The 18,542-nt window shown below is 54.5% G+C and carries 20 protein-coding genes and 1 tRNA gene; 15 read left to right on the forward strand and 6 right to left on the reverse strand.

What is annotated here, in order from left to right; genetic code table 11:
- Positions 1-81: 81 nt before the first annotated feature.
- Positions 82-450, reverse strand: a complete 369-nt coding sequence (folB, locus tag BZK40_RS20840; protein WP_003024659.1) for a bifunctional dihydroneopterin aldolase/7,8-dihydroneopterin epimerase — start codon at positions 448-450, stop codon at positions 82-84.
- A 106-nt stretch (positions 451-556) separates the two neighbouring features.
- Between folB and plsY the strand changes: the two genes are divergently transcribed.
- Positions 557-1,174 (forward strand): glycerol-3-phosphate 1-O-acyltransferase PlsY, encoded by a 618-nt coding sequence (plsY, locus tag BZK40_RS20845; RefSeq protein WP_003828443.1) that lies wholly within the window; start codon positions 557-559, stop codon positions 1,172-1,174.
- A gap of 31 nt (positions 1,175-1,205) precedes the next feature.
- Here the strand turns inward: plsY and ttdR are convergent, their stop codons facing one another.
- Positions 1,206-2,147: an L-tartrate utilization transcriptional activator TtdR gene (gene ttdR / locus BZK40_RS20850; RefSeq protein ID WP_032945042.1), complete on the reverse strand. Its 942-nt coding sequence runs from the start codon at positions 2,145-2,147 to the stop codon at positions 1,206-1,208.
- A 213-nt stretch (positions 2,148-2,360) separates the two neighbouring features.
- On the opposite strand from ttdR, the gene ttdA reads away from it, so the two are divergent.
- From ttdA to ureG, 10 genes are all read left to right on the forward strand, one after another.
- Entirely contained in the window at positions 2,361-3,269 is a 909-nt protein-coding gene (ttdA, locus tag BZK40_RS20855; RefSeq protein WP_079935212.1) for a L(+)-tartrate dehydratase subunit alpha, read from the forward strand.
- Positions 3,266-3,871 (forward strand): L(+)-tartrate dehydratase subunit beta, encoded by a 606-nt coding sequence (ttdB, locus tag BZK40_RS20860; RefSeq protein WP_003828447.1) that lies wholly within the window; start codon positions 3,266-3,268, stop codon positions 3,869-3,871. Before ttdA ends, ttdB begins: the two co-directional genes overlap by 4 nt.
- A 48-nt stretch (positions 3,872-3,919) precedes the next feature.
- The gene (locus tag BZK40_RS20865; protein ID WP_079935213.1) at positions 3,920-5,383 is read left to right on the forward strand and encodes an anion permease; all 1,464 of its coding nucleotides are present in this window, start codon (positions 3,920-3,922) and stop codon (positions 5,381-5,383) included.
- 123 nt (positions 5,384-5,506) lie between these two features.
- Positions 5,507-6,331, forward strand: a complete 825-nt coding sequence (locus BZK40_RS20870; protein WP_216350549.1) for an urease accessory protein UreD — start codon at positions 5,507-5,509, stop codon at positions 6,329-6,331.
- Positions 6,332-6,341: 10 nt separating this feature from the next.
- Positions 6,342-6,644 (forward strand): urease subunit gamma, encoded by a 303-nt coding sequence (locus BZK40_RS20875; RefSeq protein ID WP_003024678.1) that lies wholly within the window; start codon positions 6,342-6,344, stop codon positions 6,642-6,644.
- A gap of 9 nt (positions 6,645-6,653) precedes the next feature.
- Entirely contained in the window at positions 6,654-6,974 is a 321-nt protein-coding gene (locus BZK40_RS20880; protein WP_071446135.1) for an urease subunit beta, read from the forward strand.
- Positions 6,967-8,670 carry an urease subunit alpha gene (gene ureC / locus BZK40_RS20885; RefSeq protein ID WP_079935214.1) on the forward strand — a complete coding sequence of 568 codons (1,704 nt, stop codon included), beginning with the start codon at positions 6,967-6,969 and terminating at the stop codon, positions 8,668-8,670. The genes BZK40_RS20880 and ureC overlap by 8 nt, the downstream gene beginning before the upstream one ends.
- A 9-nt stretch (positions 8,671-8,679) precedes the next feature.
- Positions 8,680-9,138, forward strand: coding sequence for an urease accessory protein UreE (gene ureE, locus BZK40_RS20890; protein WP_057067195.1), 459 nt, complete (start codon positions 8,680-8,682; stop codon positions 9,136-9,138).
- On the forward strand, positions 9,138-9,809 hold the full coding sequence (locus BZK40_RS20895) for an urease accessory protein UreF (RefSeq protein ID WP_060683212.1): 672 nt from the start codon (positions 9,138-9,140) through the stop codon (positions 9,807-9,809). The genes ureE and BZK40_RS20895 overlap by 1 nt, the downstream gene beginning before the upstream one ends.
- A gap of 9 nt (positions 9,810-9,818) precedes the next feature.
- Entirely contained in the window at positions 9,819-10,436 is a 618-nt protein-coding gene (gene ureG, locus BZK40_RS20900) for an urease accessory protein UreG (RefSeq protein WP_079935215.1), read from the forward strand.
- 87 nt (positions 10,437-10,523) lie between these two features.
- Here ureG and tsaD read toward each other — a convergent pair whose 3' ends face one another.
- Entirely contained in the window at positions 10,524-11,537 is a 1,014-nt protein-coding gene (tsaD, locus tag BZK40_RS20905) for a tRNA (adenosine(37)-N6)-threonylcarbamoyltransferase complex transferase subunit TsaD (RefSeq protein ID WP_003024694.1), read from the reverse strand.
- A gap of 236 nt (positions 11,538-11,773) precedes the next feature.
- Here tsaD and rpsU point away from each other — a divergent pair, with 236 nt between their 5' ends.
- From rpsU to rpoD, 3 genes are all read left to right on the forward strand, one after another.
- Positions 11,774-11,989 (forward strand): 30S ribosomal protein S21, encoded by a 216-nt coding sequence (rpsU, locus tag BZK40_RS20910; RefSeq protein WP_001144069.1) that lies wholly within the window; start codon positions 11,774-11,776, stop codon positions 11,987-11,989.
- Between the two features lie 237 nt (positions 11,990-12,226).
- Complete coding sequence (gene dnaG / locus BZK40_RS20915; protein WP_003828467.1) at positions 12,227-13,972, forward strand: DNA primase; 1,746 nt, start codon at positions 12,227-12,229, stop codon at positions 13,970-13,972.
- 359 nt (positions 13,973-14,331) lie between these two features.
- Positions 14,332-16,179 (forward strand): RNA polymerase sigma factor RpoD, encoded by a 1,848-nt coding sequence (gene rpoD / locus BZK40_RS20925; RefSeq protein ID WP_003024699.1) that lies wholly within the window; start codon positions 14,332-14,334, stop codon positions 16,177-16,179.
- A gap of 45 nt (positions 16,180-16,224) precedes the next feature.
- Here rpoD and mug read toward each other — a convergent pair whose 3' ends face one another.
- Entirely contained in the window at positions 16,225-16,731 is a 507-nt protein-coding gene (gene mug / locus BZK40_RS20930; RefSeq protein ID WP_079935216.1) for a G/U mismatch-specific DNA glycosylase, read from the reverse strand.
- Positions 16,732-16,856: 125 nt separating this feature from the next.
- On the opposite strand from mug, the gene BZK40_RS20935 reads away from it, so the two are divergent.
- Positions 16,857-16,932: transfer RNA gene (locus BZK40_RS20935), tRNA-Ile, on the forward strand.
- Positions 16,933-17,089: 157 nt separating this feature from the next.
- Here BZK40_RS20935 and BZK40_RS20940 read toward each other — a convergent pair.
- Together BZK40_RS20940 and BZK40_RS20945 are read right to left on the reverse strand one after the other, a co-directional pair.
- A complete protein-coding gene (locus BZK40_RS20940; RefSeq protein ID WP_023223216.1) occupies positions 17,090-17,308 on the reverse strand; it encodes a DNA-binding transcriptional regulator in 219 nt (72 codons plus the stop codon).
- 40 nt (positions 17,309-17,348) lie between these two features.
- The gene (locus BZK40_RS20945; RefSeq protein WP_079935217.1) at positions 17,349-18,542 is read right to left on the reverse strand and encodes a phage late control D family protein; all 1,194 of its coding nucleotides are present in this window, start codon (positions 18,540-18,542) and stop codon (positions 17,349-17,351) included.

The raw sequence follows: 18,542 nt of genomic DNA on the forward strand, positions 1-18,542 counted from the left end.
AACCCCTAGATAGAGAAACCACGGCAAAAAAGAGCCGACGAAAGGACCCTTTTATACCCGTTTGTTTTAGAAATTATTAAATTAATTATTTTCTTTCAGATTATTGCCACGCTCAATGATAACCCCGACGTTCGCCGCACGGGCTACCGCGCCAGGTTTACTGAGTTTGATCCGTACCCAGGGAGAATTAAAGCGGCTAAGCAGGAGATCTGCCACCTCTTCCGCAACCCGTTCTACCAGCGCAAAGCGCCCACCTTCCACATGATTAACAACCGTTTGAGCAATATCAGCATAGCTCAGGCAATCAGCCACATCATCGCTTTTAGCCGATTTGCGGTTATCCCATGCCATTTCGATATCGAACACCAACCGTTGTTCGATCGTTTGTTCCCAGTCGTAAACACCAATAGTGGTGATTACAGAAAGTTGCTCTATAAATACAATATCCATCACGACCTGCCTGCTTTTTGGCTAACCCGGATACCACTTCCGGCGAAATATGCGTATTATCCACAGAAGTAGCGTTTTACACGACATTTTCAAAACGGAACAGCTTATGAGTGCAATCGCGCCTGGAATGATTATCTTCGCGTACCTCTGTGGCTCAATTTCCAGTGCTATTCTGGTATGCCGCCTTGCTGGATTGCCGGACCCGCGCGACAGCGGCTCTGGGAACCCGGGCGCGACAAACGTGCTGCGCATCGGTGGCAAGGGAGCCGCCGTCGCGGTACTGATTTTCGACGTCCTGAAAGGTATGTTACCCGTCTGGGGTGCCTATGCGCTAGGCGTCAGCCCCTTCTGGCTGGGATTGATCGCAATCGCCGCCTGTCTGGGCCACATTTGGCCGGTGTTCTTCGGCTTTAAAGGTGGGAAAGGCGTTGCCACAGCCTTTGGCGCGATTGCGCCGATTGGTTGGGACTTAACTGGCGTGATGGCAGGGACCTGGCTGCTGACCGTCTTGTTGAGCGGCTACTCGTCGTTAGGCGCTATCGTCAGCGCGTTGATCGCCCCTTTTTACGTCTGGTGGTTCAATCCCCAGTTCACTTTTCCGGTGTCCATGCTGTCGTGCTTAATTCTGCTACGTCACCATGACAACATTCAGCGTCTGTGGCGTCGTCAGGAGCCGAAGATCTGGACCAAACTGAAGAAAAAACGCGAACGAGACCCCGAGTGAATTTATTGTCGGATAGCGACGCAACGGCGTCTTATCCGGCGTGGGGGATGTGATACCCCTCCACCGGTTTGCCTAATCGGTTCTGACACCACGTCGCCAGAAATTCCACGCACACGCGCAGCTTCACGCTGCGATACAGCGGCTCCTGATAAACCGCCCAGATATTGGCGCTCTGCGCATAGTCCGGCAGCACACGCACCAGTTCACCGCTGGCCAGAAACGGCTGCACATCCCATTCAGAACGCAGCATGATCCCTTTTCCCTGTAGCGCCCACTGCAACACAATCTCACCGCTGTTAGAGGAAAGATGTCCCGCCACCTTGACCGACTTTTTCTCCTGACCATTGTCCAGTTCCCACACTCCGTGAGTCATATCGCGTTCTTTGGTGACCAGACAATCATGACGACTTAATTCCTGTAACGTCATCGGCTCACCGTATTTTTGTAAATACGGTGGGGCCGCACACAATATTCTTTTGTTTTTCGTTAACAAATGCGCAATATAATAATCCGGTATCTCGTCATTAATACGAATATCTAAATCGATATTATCCTGCGCCAAATCAATTTGCCGATCGTAAAGCTCAAAATGCACCTGTAATTCAGGGTAGCTATGCATCAATTCGGTAATTGCCGGTGCAATATAACTGCGCCCAAAGCCAAAACTACAGCCGATACGAATCATCCCTGCCGGGCGCGTTTTGAGTTGCGTGACGTCATCGACCAGATGCTGATAGCCCGCGAGGATCGCCTGCGCATGTTCATAGCAACGTTGACCACTTTCCGTGAGCGCTACACCACGCGCAGAGCGGCTTAGCAGCGTCGTCCCAAGCGTGGACTCTAGGATCTGAATGCGTTTTGTCACAAACGCCGGCGTTTGCCCCAGCGTCGCGGCGGCGGCGCTGAAGCTACCGCTATGCACAATTTCAACCAACACCTGCAGGTCTTTCGCAAGGGGATACGTGTTCAGCATGATCGGTCTATCCGTAATGTTGTTCACCGCAGTGTAATTCTCTCATGCGTCTTAAACCCTGCCTTTGCGCAATTTTTATTGCCTTATCCGGACATCATTCACGAACTGTTAATTAGATATTCACAGTGGCAAATAATATTAATCCACATTTTTAGTGGTAGTTTGTGGCGGAGAATTTATTTCCAGATAAATAAAAGAACTGGAGTTAACAAGATGAGCAATCAAAATAACCAAAATGCGATAAATACGCTGACGAACATTGTCGCTGATTTTACCGCCATGATTTCTACCCGCATGCCCGATGACGTCGTGGATAAATTAAAACAGCTGCGTGAAGGCGAAACCTCGCCGATGGGTAAAATCATCTACCACACCATGTTTGACAACATGCAGAAAGCTATCGACCTGAACCGCCCAGCCTGTCAGGACACCGGCGAGATTATGTTCTTCGTGAAGGTCGGTTCCCGTTTTCCGCTCCTCGGCAAACTGCAAAGCATTCTGAAGCAGGCCGTTGAAGACGCCACGGTAAAAGCGCCGCTGCGCCATAACGCGGTCGAGATTTTTGACGAAGTGAATACCGGCAAAAATACAGGTACCGGTGTGCCGTGGGTCACCTGGGACATCATCCCTGATAACGATGACGCGGAAATCGAAGTCTACATGGCAGGCGGCGGCTGTACGCTGCCGGGACGCTCGAAAGTGTTAATGCCTTCTGAGGGCTACGAAGGTGTGGTGAAATTTGTTTTTGAAAATATCTCCACGCTGGCAGTCAACGCCTGTCCGCCAGTGCTGGTGGGCGTAGGTATTGCCACCTCCGTAGAAACCGCCGCCGTTCTTTCTCGTAAAGCGGTGCTGCGCCCTATCGGCTCACGTCATCCGAATCCGAAAGCGGCCGAGCTGGAACTGCGTCTGGAAGAAGGACTTAACCGTCTGGGCATTGGTCCGCAAGGATTGACCGGTAATAGCTCGGTGATGGGCGTGCATATCGAATCCGCCGCGCGCCACCCGTCGACTATCGGCGTTGCCGTCTCTACTGGCTGCTGGGCCCACCGTCGCGGCACGCTGTTGGTTCATGCTGACCTCTCCTTCGAAAACCTGTCTCACACCCGGAGCGCGTTATGAAAAAGATCCTCACAACCCCGATCAAAGCCGAAGATCTGGCAGACATTCGCGTTGGCGATGTCATTTACCTGACCGGTACGCTGGTGACCTGCCGTGACGTTTGCCACCGCCGCCTGATCGAACTGAAGCGCCCGATTCCTTATGACCTGAACGGCAAAGCCATTTTCCACGCGGGCCCGATCGTACGTAAGAACGGTGAAAAATGGGAAATGGTTTCCGTCGGCCCAACCACCAGCATGCGTATGGAAGCGTTTGAGAAAGACTTTATCGAACAGACTGGCGTCAAACTGGTAGTCGGCAAGGGCGGCATGGGACCGCTGACGGAAGAAGGTTGCAAGCAGTTTAAAGCGCTGCACGTCATCTTCCCGGCAGGCTGCGCGGTCGTGGCGGCAACCCAGGTTGAGGAGATCGAAGAGGTGCACTGGACGGAACTCGGCATGCCGGAGTCCCTGTGGGTGTGTCGGGTAAAAGAGTTCGGCCCGCTGATCGTTTCCATCGATACCCACGGCAATAACCTGATCGCTGAAAACAAAAAGCTGTTCGCTGAACGTCGCGACCCTATCGTCGATGAAATCTGCGAGCACGTGCATTACATCAAATAACCCTCCCGGAGAGGCGCTACGCCTCTCCCCTTTCGTAGGGATACAACAATGGCACCTTTAGCTGGTTGGTGGCGATACCTGGCTCCGCTGGTGGTCATCGCCATTATTGCTGTTCTACCCGTCCCCACCGGTCTTGAGAGCCACACCTGGCTCTATTTTGCCGTCTTTACCGGTGTGATTGTCGGGCTTATTCTGGAACCTGTACCTGGCGCGGTAGTGGCGATGATTGGCATTTCGATCATCGCCGTCCTTTCACCGTGGCTGCTGTTCAGCCCGGAGCAACTCGCGCAGGACAGTTTTAAATTTACCGCCAAATCGCTGTCGTGGGCGGTATCTGGCTTTTCAAACTCGGTCATCTGGCTGATCTTCGCGGCCTTTATGTTTGGTACTGGCTATGAGAAAACCGGACTCGGTCGGCGAATCGCGCTGATGCTGGTGAAAAAGATGGGGCATAGGACGCTGTTTCTCGGCTATGCGGTGATGTTCTCCGAACTTATCCTCGCTCCCGTCACACCTTCCAACTCCGCCCGTGGGGCCGGAATAATCTACCCGATTATCCGCAACCTGCCGCCGCTGTATAACTCACAACCCAATAGCGCCAGTTCACGCTCTATTGGCTCGTACATCATGTGGATGGGCATTGTCGCTGACTGCGTTACCAGCGCCATTTTCTTAACGGCAATGGCGCCGAACCTGCTGTTGATCGGTCTGATGAAAGGCGCGTCCCACACCGCGCTGAGCTGGGGTGACTGGTTCTTAGGCATGCTGCCGCTGAGCATTTTGCTGGTGCTGATTGTGCCGTGGCTGGCGTACGTGTTGTATCCACCGGTGCTGAAATCCGGTGATCAGGTTCCACGCTGGGCGGATACCGAACTAAAAGCGATGGGACCGCTCTGCGCTCGCGAGAAAAAGATGCTGGTGCTGATGGTCGGCGCGCTGGTGCTGTGGATCTTCGGCGGCGATTATATTGACGCTGCGATGGTCGGATACAGCGTGGTGGCGTTGATGCTGGTGCTGCGCATCATTAGCTGGGATGACATCGTCAGCAATAAAGCCGCATGGAACGTCTTTTTCTGGCTGGCCTCGCTGATCACGCTGGCCACCGGGCTCAATAACACCGGTTTTATTACCTGGTTCGGCAAGCTGCTGGCAAACGGGCTGAGCGGTTATTCGCCGATGATGGTGATGGTAGCGCTGATCGTGGTGTTCTATCTGCTGCGTTACTTCTTTGCCAGCGCCACAGCCTATACCTCCGCCCTCGCACCGATGATGATTGCCGCCGCGCTGGCAATGCCGGAAATCCCGCTACCGGTCTTCTGCCTGATGGTTGGCGCCGCCATTGGTCTGGGCAGCATTCTGACCCCGTACGCCACCGGCCCTAGCCCTATCTACTACGGAAGCGGCTATTTACCAACAGTGGATTACTGGCGACTCGGTGCTATTTTTGGCCTGATTTTCCTCGTGCTGCTGGTGATTACCGGTCTGGTCTGGATGCCCCTCGTTTTACTGTAAAACCCTGGTGGGGCGACGTATTGTCGCCCCTTTATCCATAAGCTTCTCATATGATCGATTTCCCGATGCGCTGAGGCATACTTTTTTGTATGCAAACACCCTCATGCTGATAGGGGAAACGCTCTGGACACGGTTGCGCACGAGACACTCACACTGGGCTGGCAGGCCGAACTGGATCTGCATTTTACCTGCACCGGGCACAAAACGGTGCTCGCCTCGGCGCGTCATCATGGTCCATTGACGGTTCAACGCCCGTTTTACCCGGAAGAGGACGTTTGCCATCTCTATTTGCTTCATCCACCGGCGGGGATCGTCGGCGGGGATGAGCTCCATATCGCCGTAACGCTCGACGAAAACAGCCACGCGTTAATCACCCAGCCTGGCGCGGGAAAGTTTTACCGCAGCCGTGGACCGCAGGCATTGCTGCGCCAGCATTTTACCCTCGCACCCCACGCGACGCTGGAGTGGCTGCCGCAGGATACGATCCTCTTTCCCGGCGCCAACGCCGCTATTCAGACCGTCTTTCATCTGACATCCGCAAGCCGCCTGCTGGCCTGGGATCTGCTGTGTCTTGGCCGACCGGTTATGCAGGAGACCTTCAGTTACGGCACGCTGCAAAACCGCCAGGAAGTATGGCGAGATGGGCAGCCACTGCTGATAGAACGCTTGCAGTTGCAGGAGGGGAATCTGAGCGGCGTCGCACATCATCCCTGGGTCGGCACGTTGCTGTGTTATCCGGCCAGCGAACATATGCTCGAGGGCACGCGGGAGCGGCTTACGGCGCTTGGCGATTACGCCGGGGCAACGCTTAACGATTCGCTGCTGACAATCCGTTTTCTTGCTAGCGACAACCTGGTTGTCCAGCGCGTTATGCGCGACATCTGGCAATTTCTGCGCCCGCTGCTGACACACAAAGCGCCCGTACTCCCGCGAATCTGGCAAACCTAAGAGAACCCTTATGGAACTGACTCCCAGAGAAAAAGACAAGCTGTTGCTATTTACCGCCGCGCTGGTGGCGGAACGTCGCCTGGCCCGCGGGCTGAAGCTGAACTACCCGGAATCGGTGGCGCTAATTAGCGCTTTCATCATGGAAGGGGCGCGGGACGGGCAAACCGTGGCCGCGCTGATGGAAGACGGGCGTCACGTCCTGCGCCGCGATCAGGTGATGGAAGGCGTACCGGAGATGATCCCGGATATTCAGGTTGAAGCCACATTTCCGGACGGATCGAAGCTGGTCACCGTCCACAATCCGATCGTCTAAGGAGCGGCAATGATCCCAGGTGAATATCAGATCGCAAAAGGCAGTATCGCACTTAATCAGGGGCGAGAGATCTGCACGATCGTGGTGGAAAATCATGGCGACAGACCCATCCAGGTGGGATCGCACTACCACTTTTACGAAGTGAACCCGGCGCTGCGCTTTGACAGGCTGGCCGCACGCGGTTTTCGTCTGAACATTGCTGCGGGCACAGCGGTGCGTTTTGAGCCGGGACAAAAACGCGAAGTCGAACTGGTGCGCGTTGCTGGTGCACAAAGGATCGTGGGTTTTCGCAGCGAAGTGATGGGCGCACTGGAGGCAGATAATGAGTGACATTTCCCGGCAGGCATACGCCGACATGTTTGGCCCAACCACCGGCGATAAAGTGCGCCTGGCGGATACCGACCTGTGGATCGAGGTGGAACAAGACTTCACCACCTACGGCGAAGAGGTCAAATTCGGCGGCGGAAAAGTGATCCGCGACGGCATGGGCCAGGGACAAATGCGCGCCGATGCATGCGTGGATCTGGTGATCACCAACGCGCTGATCGTCGATCACTGGGGGATCGTGAAAGCGGATATCGGCATCAAAAACGGCAGGATCTTCGCCATCGGCAAAGCAGGTAATCCCGATATTCAACCCAATGTCACGATCCCGATAGGCGTAGGAACTGAAGTCATCGCTGGAGAAGGTAAGATCGTCACCGCGGGCGGCGTGGATACGCATATTCACTGGATTTGCCCACAGCAGGCGCAGGAGGCGCTGGTTTCTGGGGTGACGACGATGATCGGCGGCGGCACCGGTCCGGCCGCAGGAACCAACGCCACCACCTGCACACCGGGCCCGTGGTATATCGCGCGCATGCTGCAGGCGGCAGATGCGTTGCCGGTTAACATCGGTTTACTGGGCAAAGGTAATGGCTCAAACCCTGACGCCCTACGCGAGCAAATCAGCGCGGGCGCAATTGGCCTGAAAATCCATGAAGACTGGGGCGCCACGCCTGCCGCTATCGACTGCGCGCTGACCGTAGCCGACGAGATGGACATCCAGGTCGCGCTGCATAGCGATACGCTCAACGAGTCCGGTTTCGTTGAAGATACGCTGGCGGCGATTGGCGATCGCACCATTCATACTTTTCACACTGAAGGCGCGGGCGGCGGCCATGCGCCGGATATCATCACCGCCTGCGCGCATCCGAATATTCTGCCATCCTCCACTAACCCGACGCTGCCCTATACCGTCAACACCATCGACGAGCATCTCGACATGCTGATGGTTTGCCACCACCTCGATCCGGATATCGCCGAAGACGTGGCCTTTGCCGAATCCCGCATTCGCCGGGAAACAATCGCTGCCGAAGATGTGCTGCATGACATTGGCGCGTTTTCCCTAACCTCGTCCGATTCACAGGCGATGGGGCGCGTGGGCGAAGTGATCCTGCGTACCTGGCAGGTGGCGCACCGCATGAAGGTTCAGCGTGGCCCGTTGGCAGAAGAAACCGGTGACAACGACAACCTGCGCGTTAAACGCTACGTCGCCAAATACACCATCAACCCGGCATTAACCCACGGTATCGCCCATGAAGTCGGCTCCGTTGAGCCTGGCAAACTGGCCGATCTGGTGCTGTGGTCGCCCGCCTTTTTTGGCGTAAAACCGGCGACGATCGTCAAGGGAGGGATGATTGCCTGCGCGCCAATGGGCGATATCAACGCCTCGATCCCCACCCCGCAGCCAGTGCATTACCGCATGATGTTCGGCGCGCTTGGCGCAGCGCGGCACCACACCCGGCTGACCTTTATTTCGCAGGCCGCTGACGCGCAAAACATCCCGCAGCAGCTCAATCTGCAAAGCGCTATCGCCGTCGTCAAAGGCTGCCGGACGGTGAAAAAGGTCGACATGATCCACAACGGCCTGCAACCCAATATCACCGTCGATGCTCAGACTTACGAGGTGCGTATTGATGGCGAACTTATCACCAGCGAACCGGCAGATGTTTTGCCGATGGCGCAACGCTATTTTCTGTTTTGAGGAGTAACGATGATCTATCTGACCCAACGCCTTGACCACGCTCACCGCGTTACTGCAAGCGTCACGCTGCCCATTGATGTCCGGGTAAAAAGTCGCGCCAGGGTAGCACTGAACGACGGTCGCGAAGCCGGGCTAATGCTACCGCGTGGTTTGCTGCTGCGCGGTGGCGATCTGCTAAGTACCGAAGATGGCAGCGAAGTGATCGAAGTGATCGCCGCACCGGAGTCGGTTTCCGTGGTGCGCTGCACCGATCCTTTCCTGCTCGCCAAAGCCTGTTATCACCTCGGTAATCGCCACGTTCCGCTGCAAATCCTGCCTGATGAACTGCGTTACCATCACGATCATGTGCTGGACGACATGCTGCGCCAGTTCAACCTTGAGGTGACGTTCGCCCAGTTGCCGTTTGAACCTGAAGCAGGCGCTTATGCCAGTGAATCACACGGGCATCACCATGGTCATGCGCACTGATGCATAACAGCCAACAGCTACGTCTGATGCAGCTCGCCAGCAGCGCGCTCCCGGTAGGGTCATTTACCTGGTCCCAGGGTCTGGAGTGGGCGGTGGAAATCGGCTGGGTGAAAAGCGTCGATGACTTCTCTGCCTGGCAAATCCAGCAGATGGAGCAGAACTTTTTTACCGTTGACCTACCGCTGCTGGCGAGACTGTATCGCGCCTGCGAGCAGGACGATCTCGACGCAGCACGCCGCTGGAGCGCTTACCTGCTGGCCTGTCGCGAAACCCGCGAACTGCGGGATGAAGAACGTAGTCGGGGGGCGGCATTTACGCGGCTGGTCACCGACTGGGAGTCGGATTGCTCGCGAGAATGGCGCACCCTCTTTGTCGACAGCCAACTCTGCGGCATGGCCTGGCTGGGCGTGCGCTGGAAAATTCCACTGACGGAGCTGGCGTTAAGCCTCGGCTACAGCTGGATTGAGAGCGCTGTCATGGCTGGCGTCAAGCTGGTTCCTTTTGGACAACAGGCGGCCCAGCGTTTGATTATTGCGCTCTGCGATCGCTATGCGCAGGGTTTGGCACAGGCGCTGACGTGTCCTGACACCAGCCTCGGCTCCGCAACGCCGTTGGCCGCTATCGCGTCTGCCCGGCATGAAACCCAATATTCCCGATTATTCCGCTCCTGAGGAGAAAAAATGAGTAACTACAAGCATCCCCTGCGTGTGGGCGTTGGCGGCCCGGTCGGCTCGGGCAAAACGGCGCTGCTGGAAGTGTTATGCAAAGCCATGCGCAGCAGCTATCAGTTGGCGGTGGTGACCAACGATATCTACACCAAAGAAGATCAGCGCATTCTCACCGAGGCGGGCGCACTGGAGCCAGAGAGGATCGTCGGCGTGGAAACCGGTGGCTGCCCGCATACCGCCATCCGCGAAGATGCGTCGATGAATCTGGCCGCCGTAGAAGCGCTGAGCGAGAAATTCGGCAATCTGGATCTGATTTTTGTGGAAAGCGGCGGTGATAACCTGAGCGCCACCTTCAGCCCGGAACTCGCGGATCTGACAATCTATGTGATCGATGTTGCCGAAGGCGAGAAGATCCCGCGTAAAGGTGGTCCAGGGATCACCAAATCCGATTTTCTGGTGATCAATAAAACCGATCTGGCCCCTTACGTCGGCGCATCGCTGGAGGTGATGGAGCGCGATACCTTGCGCATGCGCGGCGAACATCCATGGACGTTTAGTAATTTAAAATCTGGAGAAGGCCTGGAAAAAATTATCGCGTTTCTGGAAGAGAAAGGAATGTTGCGGATGTAGTGAGAGCTATCGCCGGGCGGCGGATTCGCCTGACCCGGCCTACGGTTTTGTAAGCCCGGTAAACGCAGCGCCACCGGGCAAAAAAACTTATGCTGCCGGTAATTCCGCCAGCGGCCAGCGTGGGCGCACGGTCACGCCAAGATCCGCCGTTGCACCCGCTTTAAAGCGCACCATGCCCGCGTAGGCGATCATCGCCCCGTTATCGGTACAAAATTCCGGACGCGCGTAAAACACTTCGCCACGACGTTTTTGCATCATCTCGGCCAGTTTTGCGCGCAGCGTACGGTTCGCACTCACGCCCCCCGCCATCACCAGACGTTTAAAACCGGTTTGATCCAGCGCGCGTTTGCACTTGATCATCAGCGTATCAACTACCGCGTCTTCAAACGCACGGGCGATATCAGCGCGGGTCTGATCGTCATTTTCGTTATTACGAATGGTATTCGCAGCGAAGGTTTTCAGACCTGAGAAGCTGAAATCCAGCCCCGGACGGTCAGTCATCGGACGCGGGAAGACAAAACGTTTTTCAACGCCTTGCGAAGCCAGCTTTGACAGCATTGGGCCGCCAGGATAATCCAGCCCCAGCAGCTTGGCGGTTTTGTCGAACGCTTCTCCAGCGGCATCATCAATCGATTCGCCGAGTAATTCATACTGACCGATACCGGTGACGCTGATCAGCTGCGTGTGACCGCCGGAAACCAGCAGCGCGACGAACGGGAACGCAGGGGGATTATCTTCCAGCATTGGCGCCAGCAGATGCCCTTCCATGTGGTGCACAGGAATTGCCGGTACGCCCCAGGCGAACGCCAGCGAACGTCCTACGGTTGCGCCAACCAGCAGCGCACCAACCAGACCAGGACCTGCGGTATACGCCACCGCATCGATCTCTTTTGCCGTCAGTCCCGCTTCTTTCAGCGCGGCCTGGATCAACGGTACGGTTTTACGTACGTGATCGCGCGAGGCCAGTTCAGGCACTACGCCGCCGTAGTCAGCATGTAATTTCACCTGACTATACAATTGGTTGGCTAAAAGACCTTTTTCATCGTCGTAAATGGCGATGCCGGTTTCATCGCAGGATGTTTCAATACCCAGTACACGCATGACTTGTTTTACCTCGCTCTATTACCGCGCAGTGTAGGACCAATGCGGGTTGATGTAAAACTTTGTTCGCCCCAGGAGTTTCGCTCGTGTATACTCCTTGTCCTTATAAAAGTCCCTTTCAAAATCGCGTCGGTGCTTTACAAAGCAGCAGCAATTGCAGTAAAATTCCGCACCATTTTGAAATAAGCTGGCGTTGATGCCAGCGGCAAACCGAATTTATTAAAGGTGAGAGTTACATGCCGGTAATTAAAGTACGTGAAAACGAGCCGTTCGACGTAGCACTGCGTCGCTTCAAGCGTTCATGCGAAAAAGCAGGTGTTCTGGCGGAAGTTCGTCGTCGTGAGTTCTATGAAAAACCGACTACCGAACGTAAGCGCGCTAAAGCTTCTGCTGTGAAACGTCACGCGAAGAAACTGGCTCGCGAAAACGCACGCCGTACTCGTCTGTACTAATCCATTGAGAGCCAAAGCTCTCAATTCAGACTGAGTTGTAGTTGTAAGGCCGTGCTTCCGGAAGGAATGCGCGGCTTATTTTCGTTTATACACGTCATCATTCAAGCTGCCTCAGTGTTGGCTGCAGTCGCTCACCCCAGTCACGTACTGCTGTACGCTCCTGAGGATTCGCTTCCTTGCCGCCTTGATGCATCCTGAATGATTTTGTGTATATGAGTCATCAAAAAACAGGGGCTTATGGCTGGACGAATTCCTCGCGTTTTTATCAATGACCTGCTGGCAAGAACCGACATCGTCGATCTCATCGACGCGCGGGTAAAGCTGAAAAAGCAGGGCAAAAATTATCACGCGTGCTGTCCGTTCCATAACGAAAAGACCCCCTCTTTCACCGTAAACGGTGAAAAACAGTTTTATCACTGCTTTGGGTGTGGCGCGCATGGCAACGCCGTCGACTTTCTCATGAACTACGACAAGCTCGAGTTTGTGGAAACCGTCGAAGAACTGGCCGCAATGCACAACCTCGAAGTGCCCTATGAAGCAGGCAGTGGCCCCAGTCAGATAGAGCGCCATCAACGGCAAAGCCTTTATCAATTGATGGACGGCCTGAACACTTTTTATCAACAGTCTTTGATGCAGCCCGCCGCTACCCCTGCGCGCCAGTACCTGGAAAAGCGAGGATTAAGTAGCGACGTTATCACCCGTTTTGCTATTGGTTTTGCGCCCCCCGGCTGGGACAACGTCCTGAAACGGTTTGGCGGCAATGCTGAGAATCGCAAATCGCTGGTCGATGCGGGGATGTTGGTCACCAACGATCAGGGACGCAGTTACGATCGCTTCCGCGAACGGGTGATGTTCCCCATTCGCGACAAACGTGGTCGGGTCATTGGTTTTGGTGGACGCGTGCTGGGCGATGCCCTGCCGAAATATCTGAACTCCCCGGAAACCGATATTTTCCATAAAGGTCGCCAGCTGTATGGCCTTTATGAAGCCCAGCAGGATAACGCCGATCCACAGCGCCTGTTAGTGGTAGAAGGCTATATGGATGTGGTGGCGCTGGCGCAATACGGCATTAACTACGCCGTGGCATCCCTAGGGACGTCAACTACTGCCGATCACATCCAACTGTTGTTCCGCGCGACGAACAACGTAATTTGCTGTTACGACGGCGACCGAGCAGGACGTGACGCAGCATGGCGCGCGCTGGAAACCGCACTGCCCTATATGACAGACGGACGCCAGCTACGCTTCATGTTTTTACCTGACGGCGAAGACCCCGATACGCTGGTGCGTAAAGAAGGGAAAGAGGCCTTTGAAGCCCGGATGGAGCAGGCGCTGCCGCTCTCCGCGTTTTTATTTAACAGCCTGCTGCCGCAGGTGGATTTGAGTACCCCGGACGGACGCGCACAGCTCAGTACGCTGGCATTACCGCTGATTACTCAGGTACCAGGCGAAACGTTGCGCATTTACTTGCGACAGGAGTTGGGGAACAAGCTCGGCATTCTGGATGACAGCCAGCTTGAACGTTTAATGCCTAAACTGGCAGAAAATGGGGCTTCCCGCCCTGTTCCACAGCTAAAACGTACGACCATGCGTATACTTATAGGGTTGCTGGTACAGAACCCGGGCCTCGCCCCGCTGGTTCCACCGTTAGGCGCACTGGATAGTAATAAGCTGCCTGGACTTGGCTTATTCAGAGAACTGGTCAACACTTGTCTGGCTCAGCCAGGTCTGACCACCGGGCAACTTTTAGAACACTACCGTGGCACAAATGATGCTGCGACCCTTGAAAAACTGTCGATGTGGGACGATATAGCAGATAAAGATATCGCGGAAAAAACCTTCACCGACTCACTCAACCATATGTTTGATTCGATGCTTGAACTGCGCCAGGAAGAGTTGATAGCTCGTGAGCGCACACACGGTTTAAGCAGCGAAGAACGCCGGGAACTCTGGACACTGAACCAGGAACTGGCCAAGAAATAAGAGAAAGACAAAACAAAGACAAAATCATTCGCGTTGTATCAAGGCAGCAAGTGAACGAACGCCTGGGAGTGTACATAAGTACATGACCAGGATGACAAATCCGCCGGGAGCGGATTTGAACGCTGCTTGCGGCGGCCCCGTAAGGGGCGAGGCTCAGGATGAGCCGAGTAACGAACACAGCTAACGCAGAGACAACGTGAAAGATGAAGTATTTAACGGCTTAACTGCCGAATATCGATCGGGAAGCCCCCGACAGCCGCACGGAGAGGCAGCGGCAAAATATAAGTATGCCCTCGTTTTGCCGTTGGCGGTTTTACCGCCCAACACCAATCAAACGAATTAAGTGTGGATACCGTCTTATGGAGCAAAACCCGCAGTCACAGCTGAAGCTTCTTGTCCAACGTGGTAAGGAGCAAGGCTATCTGACCTATGCCGAGGTCAATGACCATCTGCCGGAAGATATCGTCGATTCAGATCAAATCGAAGACATCATCCAAATGATCAATGACATGGGTATTCAGGTGATGGAAGAAGCACCTGATGCCGATGATCTGCTGCTTGCTGAAACCTCCAACAGCACCGATGAAGACGCGGAAGAAGCGGCTGCCCAGGTTCTGTCCAGCGTTGAGTCCGAAATCGGTCGTACGACTGACCCGGTCCGCATGTACATGCGTGAAATGGGTACCGTTGAACTGTTAACCCGCGAAGGCGAAATCGACATCGCTAAACGCATCGAAGACGGGATTAACCAGGTTCAATGCTCCGTTGCCGAATACCCGGAAGCTATCACCTACCTGCTTGAGCAGTACGATCGCGTAGAAGCTGAAGAAGCACGTCTTTCCGATCTGATCACTGGCTTTGTCGATCCAAACGCGGAAGAAGACATGGCGCCAACGGCGACCCACGTCGGTTCTGAACTCTCTCAGGAAGAGATGGATGACGATGAAGACGAAGATGAAGAAGATGGCGACGACGACAGCAGCGATGATGACAACAGCATCGACCCTGAGTTAGCGCGTGAAAAATTCGGTGAACTGCGTACTCAGTACGAAATCACTCGCGACACCATCAAAGCGAAAGGCCGCAGCCATGCTGCCGCGCAGGAAGAAATTCAGAAGCTGTCCGAAGTGTTCAAACAGTTCCGCCTGGTGCCGAAGCAGTTCGACTACCTGGTAAACAGCATGCGCGTCATGATGGACCGCGTGCGTACTCAGGAACGTCTGATCATGAAGCTCTGCGTTGAGCAGTGCAAAATGCCGAAGAAAAACTTCATCACCCTGTTCACTGGCAACGAAACCAGTGAAACCTGGTTCAACGCGGCAATCGCGATGAACAAACCGTGGTCTGAAAAACTGCACGACGTTGCAGATGACGTTCACCGCGGCCTGCAGAAACTGCAGCAGATTGAAGAAGAAACCGGCCTGACCATCGAGCAGGTTAAAGATATCAACCGTCGCATGTCCATCGGTGAAGCGAAAGCCCGCCGTGCGAAAAAAGAGATGGTTGAAGCGAACTTACGTCTGGTTATCTCTATCGCTAAAAAATACACCAACCGTGGCTTGCAGTTCCTGGATCTGATTCAGGAAGGTAACATCGGTCTGATGAAAGCGGTTGATAAGTTTGAATACCGTCGTGGTTACAAGTTCTCCACCTATGCAACCTGGTGGATCCGTCAGGCGATCACCCGTTCGATCGCGGATCAGGCGCGTACCATCCGTATCCCGGTACATATGATTGAGACTATCAACAAGCTCAACCGTATCTCCCGTCAGATGCTGCAAGAGATGGGCCGCGAGCCGACGCCAGAAGAACTGGCTGAGCGCATGCTGATGCCGGAAGACAAGATCCGTAAAGTGCTGAAGATCGCTAAAGAGCCTATCTCCATGGAAACGCCGATCGGCGACGATGAAGATTCGCATCTGGGTGATTTCATCGAGGATACCACCCTCGAGCTGCCGCTGGACTCTGCGACCACCGAGAGCCTGCGTGCCGCAACGCACGACGTTCTGGCTGGTCTGACCGCCCGTGAAGCGAAAGTTCTGCGTATGCGTTTCGGTATCGATATGAACACCGACCACACGCTGGAAGAAGTGGGTAAACAGTTCGACGTTACCCGCGAACGTATCCGTCAGATCGAAGCGAAGGCGCTGCGTAAACTGCGCCACCCGAGCCGCTCTGAAGTACTGCGTAGCTTCCTCGACGATTAATCTCGCCGTATAAGTTCAAACGCCACCGCAAGGTGGCGTTTTTCTTTACATCCCGCGCATGACCAGCGCATAATCCAACTCGCGATACGCCTCCACCAGCTTATCCAGTGTAATCCGGCTCAATCCGCTGGGATTCGGCAATACCCAAATCTGCGTCGCGCCAATGGTCAGCGTCTGTTTTCCCCACTGCGCCCCACGCTGGCTAAGCCCCTGCTCAAATGCCTGTTTCCCAAGGATAGCGAGCGCGGCTGGCTGATACTCTTCTATTTTCTCAATAAGCAGACGACCGCCGCTACGCATCTCTTGTAGCTTCACTTCATTGGCTTGTACCGTTGGTCTGTCGACAAACTTAGTCACGCCGCAGCGGAATTCCAGCAGGTGCTGTGCCTCTTCAGGTTTAAGCTGGCGATCGGTAAATCCCGCCTGATGGATAACCTTCCAGAAGCGATTAGCGGGGTGCGCAAAGGGGAATCCTGTACCTGCGGAAGAAAGCCCCGGATTGATGCCGCAAAACACCACCCGCAGCTCCGGTGCCAGTATGTCCTTAACCATAATTACTCCGAATAATACATCAGAGGAACCAGTATAACGGACTGAAAATACATTGTTTATAAAAACAGCATCCGTACTCTTATGTCTGGATTGCAACGCGGAGTTACTTTATAATCCACCGCCACGGCCCCTTAGCTCAGTGGTTAGAGCAGGCGACTCATAATCGCTTGGTCGCTGGTTCAAGTCCAGCAGGGGCCACCAAATTTTAGCTTTATAATCATATAATTAAGCCACTCTAGCGAGTGGCTTTTTTGTTATCTTGTTTTCGAGTGGCGATGAAATGGCGGTGGATTTTTTACCACCACTTTCATGAGCACATAAAAAAACCCGCGCGCGGCGGGTCTTTAAAGAAAATTTATCAGAGCCACAATGGCCGCTGACCACTCACCGACGGGTGAGGTGGCGCCGGAATTATTGTTCCCGGTGTAACGATAAAACGTTCTACAGACTCCATCGTTACGAATGTGCAACTGCAATTAATATTCGTACATTGATGATAACGCTCTTTAGTATTCTCGCTAAGATAGCGACTGGTACGAGCATGCGCTGCATGCTGGCATTTTGGACAATGGAACATGCCACCCCCCACGCACTCACAAAAAGTGAATTAATAATACTCAGTTATTCACCATTTGAGAACCATTTTCTTCCGACTCATATTCTATGCCAGAAAGCATGACCTCGAGCTCTACAGTCGTCGTGAAGCCATTCCCGCCTAGATTATGGGTCACCTTACTGATTATCCACGACTGGTCATCGATGACGCTCTTAAAGCCCGAGACCCTGACCGGCATTTCGGGATAAATATCTTCCCGACCAGTTGCCAGCGTGATTGAGAACTCCGCAACGCCACGCTGTAATTTATCCCACTTCGCCTGAGCCGCGCGCATCGCTTGCGCCTTTGTCGCGTAAATGGTCGTCAGTGCGAAAACGTTGTCAGCCTCACCGGCCATATATTCACCCTCGCGGGCTTCCTGCTCTTTCTTCTTTTTCGCTGCGGTTTTACTGCTCACGACTTTTGCTTTCGGGTGCTGTAGCGCCCGGAGGTGTTGCTCTTTTGGCTTGCGCTTCAGCTTCACCGCTTGCTTTTGCTTCGCCGGTTTTGGGTCTTTGGTGTGCAGCCATTTAGCCGTTACGCCCGTGTAAGCACCACGGTCAGCAATAGCAAACTGATGCCGGTCGCCGTCACTGCGCTGGATAGTAATCTGAGGGATAGCTTTTCCGCTGGCCGTCGTACCACTTCCCGCTTTGAGCATCAGCAATTTACCCGCCTTGACCGATACCGCGCCGCCGTTGCGTTCCGCGAGGCGAGTCAGGAAAACAGCGTCGGATTCCTGCGACTGGTCGATATGCGGAATTTTTATCCCGGCAAGAGAATCCGCGACACTGGCCGTTAATTTATTCCGAACGGCTATCGCGCTGACGATAACGCCGAGTGTGGTGTCGTGCCATGATTCCTCGCGGCGTGAATTGAGCGTTCCGCGAAAATCAGCGCTACGGGCGCGAATGGTCACCGTATCCGGTGCCCCCCGGTGCTCCACCTCATCGACGGTAAATCGCCCCTTACCAACGAGCGCGAAGCCTTTCCAGCCGAGATACAATGACAGCACCGCGCCGCGAATCGGCAGCGCGACAAGCCCGTCAGAATCATCGAGTTCAATATCGAGCTGGTCAGCTTCAAAGCCCCGGTTATCCGTCATCGAGAGATTAATCAGCCGGTCGCTGATATTGCCGGTGATATCTTTGCTTTCCAGTGTCAGCATAAAATCGGGCGTCAGTGTGCCCCCCGCGCCGGTGATAATATCCAGCAT

This window comes from Citrobacter portucalensis (assembly GCF_002042885.1).
Classification (GTDB): Bacteria; Pseudomonadota; Gammaproteobacteria; order Enterobacterales; family Enterobacteriaceae; genus Citrobacter; species Citrobacter portucalensis.

What these genes read in the sequence shown, in the direction of transcription:
- ttdR (WP_032945042.1), bottom strand. Translation starts at nt 2,147, where the DNA reads ATGCTGAACACGTATCCCCTTGCGAAAGACCTGCAGGTGTTGGTTGAA.
- plsY (WP_003828443.1), top strand. Translation starts at nt 557, where the DNA reads ATGAGTGCAATCGCGCCTGGAATGATTATCTTCGCGTACCTCTGTGGC.
- BZK40_RS20945 (WP_079935217.1), bottom strand. Translation starts at nt 18,542, where the DNA reads ATGCTGGATATTATCACCGGCGCGGGGGGCACACTGACGCCCGATTTT.
- dnaG (WP_003828467.1), top strand. Translation starts at nt 12,227, where the DNA reads ATGGCTGGACGAATTCCTCGCGTTTTTATCAATGACCTGCTGGCAAGA.
- ttdA (WP_079935212.1), top strand. Translation starts at nt 2,361, where the DNA reads ATGAGCAATCAAAATAACCAAAATGCGATAAATACGCTGACGAACATT.
- rpoD (WP_003024699.1), top strand. Translation starts at nt 14,332, where the DNA reads ATGGAGCAAAACCCGCAGTCACAGCTGAAGCTTCTTGTCCAACGTGGT.
- mug (WP_079935216.1), bottom strand. Translation starts at nt 16,731, where the DNA reads ATGGTTAAGGACATACTGGCACCGGAGCTGCGGGTGGTGTTTTGCGGC.
- BZK40_RS20940 (WP_023223216.1), bottom strand. Translation starts at nt 17,308, where the DNA reads ATGTTCCATTGTCCAAAATGCCAGCATGCAGCGCATGCTCGTACCAGT.
- ureG (WP_079935215.1), top strand. Translation starts at nt 9,819, where the DNA reads ATGAGTAACTACAAGCATCCCCTGCGTGTGGGCGTTGGCGGCCCGGTC.
- ttdB (WP_003828447.1), top strand. Translation starts at nt 3,266, where the DNA reads ATGAAAAAGATCCTCACAACCCCGATCAAAGCCGAAGATCTGGCAGAC.
- tsaD (WP_003024694.1), bottom strand. Translation starts at nt 11,537, where the DNA reads ATGCGTGTACTGGGTATTGAAACATCCTGCGATGAAACCGGCATCGCC.
- BZK40_RS20865 (WP_079935213.1), top strand. Translation starts at nt 3,920, where the DNA reads ATGGCACCTTTAGCTGGTTGGTGGCGATACCTGGCTCCGCTGGTGGTC.
- rpsU (WP_001144069.1), top strand. Translation starts at nt 11,774, where the DNA reads ATGCCGGTAATTAAAGTACGTGAAAACGAGCCGTTCGACGTAGCACTG.
- ureE (WP_057067195.1), top strand. Translation starts at nt 8,680, where the DNA reads ATGATCTATCTGACCCAACGCCTTGACCACGCTCACCGCGTTACTGCA.
- BZK40_RS20875 (WP_003024678.1), top strand. Translation starts at nt 6,342, where the DNA reads ATGGAACTGACTCCCAGAGAAAAAGACAAGCTGTTGCTATTTACCGCC.
- BZK40_RS20895 (WP_060683212.1), top strand. Translation starts at nt 9,138, where the DNA reads ATGCATAACAGCCAACAGCTACGTCTGATGCAGCTCGCCAGCAGCGCG.
- ureC (WP_079935214.1), top strand. Translation starts at nt 6,967, where the DNA reads ATGAGTGACATTTCCCGGCAGGCATACGCCGACATGTTTGGCCCAACC.
- folB (WP_003024659.1), bottom strand. Translation starts at nt 450, where the DNA reads ATGGATATTGTATTTATAGAGCAACTTTCTGTAATCACCACTATTGGT.
- BZK40_RS20880 (WP_071446135.1), top strand. Translation starts at nt 6,654, where the DNA reads ATGATCCCAGGTGAATATCAGATCGCAAAAGGCAGTATCGCACTTAAT.